Annotated in this window: 5 protein-coding genes and 1 pseudogene; 4 read left to right on the top strand and 2 right to left on the bottom strand. The window is 70.3% G+C overall.

From position 1 onward, the window contains the following. Together AQJ91_RS38845 and AQJ91_RS38850 are read left to right on the top strand one after the other, a co-directional pair. A pseudogene (locus tag AQJ91_RS38845) lies at nt 1–526 on the top strand (hypothetical protein); the annotation flags it as partial. After that, entirely contained in the window at nt 516–797 is a 282-nt protein-coding gene (locus tag AQJ91_RS38850) for a hypothetical protein (RefSeq protein ID WP_234383301.1), read from the top strand. The pseudogene AQJ91_RS38845 and the gene AQJ91_RS38850, both read left to right, overlap by 11 nt. 225 nt (nt 798–1,022) lie before the next feature. Here AQJ91_RS38850 and AQJ91_RS38855 read toward each other — a convergent pair whose 3' ends face one another. Further along, nucleotides 1,023–1,478: a PNPOx family protein gene (locus AQJ91_RS38855; protein ID WP_234383302.1), complete on the bottom strand. Its 456-nt coding sequence runs from the start codon at nt 1,476–1,478 to the stop codon at nt 1,023–1,025. A 44-nt stretch (nt 1,479–1,522) separates the two neighbouring features. Further along, the gene (locus AQJ91_RS38860; RefSeq protein WP_067031666.1) at nt 1,523–2,194 is read right to left on the bottom strand and encodes an SDR family NAD(P)-dependent oxidoreductase; all 672 of its coding nucleotides are present in this window, start codon (nt 2,192–2,194) and stop codon (nt 1,523–1,525) included. Between the two features lie 148 nt (nt 2,195–2,342). On the opposite strand from AQJ91_RS38860, the gene AQJ91_RS38865 reads away from it, so the two are divergent. Beyond that, the gene (locus AQJ91_RS38865) at nt 2,343–3,035 is read left to right on the top strand and encodes a TetR/AcrR family transcriptional regulator (RefSeq protein ID WP_067031669.1); all 693 of its coding nucleotides are present in this window, start codon (nt 2,343–2,345) and stop codon (nt 3,033–3,035) included. A gap of 111 nt (nt 3,036–3,146) precedes the next feature. After that, nucleotides 3,147–3,631, top strand: a 485-nt coding sequence (locus AQJ91_RS38870; RefSeq protein ID WP_107122650.1) for a winged helix-turn-helix domain-containing protein, incomplete at its 3' end; no start/stop codon positions are given.

A 3,631-nucleotide genomic window follows, 5' to 3' on the forward strand; every position in this document is an offset into this window, starting at 1 on the left:
AAGCTACGCCTCGGGTTTCCCCGACGACCTCGCGTTTGAGGACTGGCTGGCCCGGTTGGACACTCTCGCCGACGCACACGAGCGCCTACGTGAAGGCGAGCAGGTCAGCGGCCCGGCAGCCGAGACCTACCGGCACCGCGTCCAGGCCGCCACGCGCTTCGCCGGCCGAGTCCTGCGCACCAAGCGGCACGCCAACGCCATGCTCGCCAACCCAGACTTGCAGATCTTCCCCGGCAAGGGCATGACCTGCGTCCTGGACCCGAAAAGAGCAGCCTGCCGCCTACGCAGCGAGGAGGACGGCACCCGCCGCACCCCCGATCTCGACGACTGCCGCCCGAACTGCGTCAACATCGCGCGGACCGACCGCGACATCGAACGCGTCCACGTTCAGATCGAGCGGCTACGGCCGCTCGTCGACGACCCGCTGGCTCCCGTCTTCCGCCACGCCCGCGAACAGCACGAACTCGACCGCCTGGAACGCATCGTCACCGCCCACGACCACACTGGAGACCACGATGGCCACTGACCGCGACGCCATCACCGCAGCGATCCAGCGGCTGCTCGACGGCCGTCCAACCCGGTCCACTGGGGCGCTCACCACGCTTCAACTCGCCGCCGAGGCAGGCGTCAAGCGCTGGGTCCTCACGCACAAGCACGTCGACCTGAAAGAAGAGTTCACCCGCCGAAAGTCCGAGGCGAACGGCATCCCGCCCGCGTTCCAGCATCTGCACGCCCGCGCAGCAGCCGCCGAAGCCGCCGCCCGCGCCCTGAGGAAAGACAACGGCCGGCTCCGCTAGCGCATCGCCGTCTACGCCCAGGTCATCCACGAACTCCGCACCGAGCTGGACCGGCGCACCGACAACAGCACCCAGCCCAGCCCCGTCCGGAGCCTCCCCACCAGCATCACCTGACGCGCGAGGCGGTCGCGGCGCTGACCGTTTCCCAAGCCTGGTACGTGTCACAAGAACTGCGATGCGTGTCTGGGATGGGGAACTCCGTCGACCGCATCAGCCGGTCGAGTGCTACCGGCCCGGCCGCTCGGGCTCCATCCGGAAGCAGACCAAGCGGGTCTTCGCGGCGGCCGTGCGCAGCTCGTCGTCGCTGGGCTGCCGATCGCCTGGGAGGCCGAGCATCAGCCCCTTGGCGGCCTTCGGGCCTTTGCGCCGGCCGAACTCACCCAGCAGGGCGGCGACTTCCTCAGGGTCCTCGACGACCGTCGGTACGGCGCCGTGGTCCTGGCCCCGGATGCGCAGCCGGACGGCGGACCCTTCGCGCATGCTGGGGATCCAGCCGAGCTGGGAGGACATGGCGAGCACCGTGCCGGGATCCCAGTCGAAGTAGCCGATGGGGACCGTGAATTGGCGACCCGTCCTGTGCCCCTTGTACGTGAGCAGCATCAGGCGCCCGCTCAGCGGCTTGTGGAAGCGGGAGGCGAGCAGCGGCCGTACGACCTTGTTGGCGGCTCGGAAGAACTTCACCAAGGGTGACCTGGCCGCGTTCGCCGCGGGTGTGCCGGAGGTGCTCACCAGATGCCGCCGGGGACAGTGTGGACGATCTCTGCCTGGTCGCGCTTGGTGTAGGCGTCCCAGTAGTGCTCGGCTATGGTCTCGGGCTCGGTGCCGGGACCGCTGCCGATGAACACCCCGATCGCCACGTGCGCGGCGTGCACCCCGCGCTCGGCGAGGTCGACGCCCAGGGCCATGGCGTAGTTACGCAGGGCCGCCGCCGCGACGCCGACGCTGCCGAACGCGCCGCCCATCGGCCGGATGGAGGAGGCGCCCGTGGAGAACAGCAGGGTGCCACTGCCGCGTTCGAGCATGGCGGGCAGCACCTGACGGACCGCGGCAACCGCTCCGTACAGGTAGTAGTCGAGCTGCTTGTGGAGGTCCTGCGCCGTGGCGTCGACGGCGGCGGCACCGGCGAACGTGGGGTCGGCGGGCGAGTACTCCAGTACGTCGACGGCCCCGAACCGGTCGGCGACCGCGGCGAGCGCCGACTGCAGCGAGTCGGGACGCGTCACGTCCGCGGCGAAGCCCGCGGCCTCGATGCCCTCCTGGGCGAGCTGTGCGGCGAGCGCGTCGAGCTTGTCCTGGGTCCGGGCGACCAGGGCGACCTGGAACCCCTCCCTTCCGAAGCGGCGGGCGATGGACAGGCCCAGGCCTGGGCCTGCCCCGATGACGGCGATGACGGGCATGGGTGGTGCTCCTGTGGTCGGACGGGCCGGATGGATGAGGGCACCTCCCGCCCCGACAGCGGTCAGGACTGAAAGTCGAGGGCAGCCTCATGTTCTTGGATCGTAGCAGAGAATATGAGGCACCCCTCCGGTTGATAGGCTGAGGGACATGGCCATCGACCGTCCGTCCGCCTCCGCCGGGAACCCGGCCCCTGCCCGCCCCCTGCGGCGCGACGCGCAGCGCAATCGCGAGGCCCTGCTCACCGCGGCCCGCTCCTGCTTCGCCGAGCAGGGCATGGAGGCCCCCCTGGAGCAGGTGGCCAAGCGGGCCGGGGTCGCCATCGGCACGCTGTACCGGCACTTCCCCACCCGGCTGGACCTGGTGCAGGCGACCTTCGCCAAGAAGCTGGCCCTCTGGCGGGAGGCCGCCGAGAAGGCCGTCACCATGGACGACGCCTGGGCGGGGCTGTGCCACTTCCTGGAGACCATGTGCGAACTCCAGTCACAGGACCGGGGGTTCAACGACCTGGCCTCCATGCGGTTGCCGGAGAGCGCCTGCCTGGCGGGCGCCCAGACCCGCATCCGCGAACTCGGTGTACACATCGTCGCGCGTGCGCAGGAGCAGGGCAGCCTGCGCCCCGACCTCACCCCCGAGGACCTTGCCTTCGTCATCTGGTCGCACAGCCGCGTCACCGAGGCCACCCACGCCATCGCCCCGGACGCCTGGCGCCGCCACCTCTACCTTCTGCTCGACGGCTTCCGAACCGACCGCGCCCACCCGCTGCCGGCACCGCCGCTCACCGAGGAGCAGCTGTACCGCGCCATGACCAGCCTCGGCGGAAACGGGGCCTGCGGCGCCTGACCGTCGGGACGGCGGAGCCAGGCCGTCGTGACCTTACTGACTTCGGCTCGTCAGGGTGAATCTTTGCGAAGTCCCTGAAGGGCCTGGAGCGGTGGCTGTATCCCGTGCTGTGTGAGGTATGCGGATGGGGGCGGGCTGACCACTGCGGGGCGGCATCGCCGGGAAACGGTACGGATGCAGGCAGCCGAGCTGTTCGAGCAGAAAATCAAGCCGCCGGAGGTCGCAAGGCGCCTGCGGGTGAGCCTGAAATCGGCCTACCCGTGGCACCAGCTGTGGCGGGACGACGGTCTTGAGGCTCTGGCCTCCCGTGGCCCGAGCGGGTCGCGATGCCGTCTGTCGCCGCGCTGCTTGGAGAAGCTCGCCGAGTATCTCGAGCAGGGGCCGACCGCGTATGGATGGGTGGAGGACCAGGTGTGGACCGCGGCGAGGGTGGCCACGCTGATCGGCAGGAAGTTCCACGTCTCCTACAGCGTCTCGGGTGCCACCCGGCTGATGCACCGGCTCGGCTTCAGCCCGCAGGTCCCCGCGCGGCGGGTCGCCGAACGCGACGAGCAGGCCGTGACCGCGTGGAAGGAGGCGACTTGGGCTGAGAAGGG

This window comes from Streptomyces dysideae, from assembly GCF_001514305.1.
Classification (GTDB): Bacteria; Actinomycetota; Actinomycetes; order Streptomycetales; family Streptomycetaceae; genus Streptomyces; species Streptomyces dysideae.

Excerpts from the sequence above, each read along its gene's own strand:
- AQJ91_RS38850 (WP_234383301.1), top strand. The coding sequence starts at position 516 with ATGGCCACTGACCGCGACGCCATCACCGCAGCGATCCAGCGGCTGCTC.
- AQJ91_RS38860 (WP_067031666.1), bottom strand. The coding sequence starts at position 2,194 with ATGCCCGTCATCGCCGTCATCGGGGCAGGCCCAGGCCTGGGCCTGTCC.
- AQJ91_RS38865 (WP_067031669.1), top strand. The coding sequence starts at position 2,343 with ATGGCCATCGACCGTCCGTCCGCCTCCGCCGGGAACCCGGCCCCTGCC.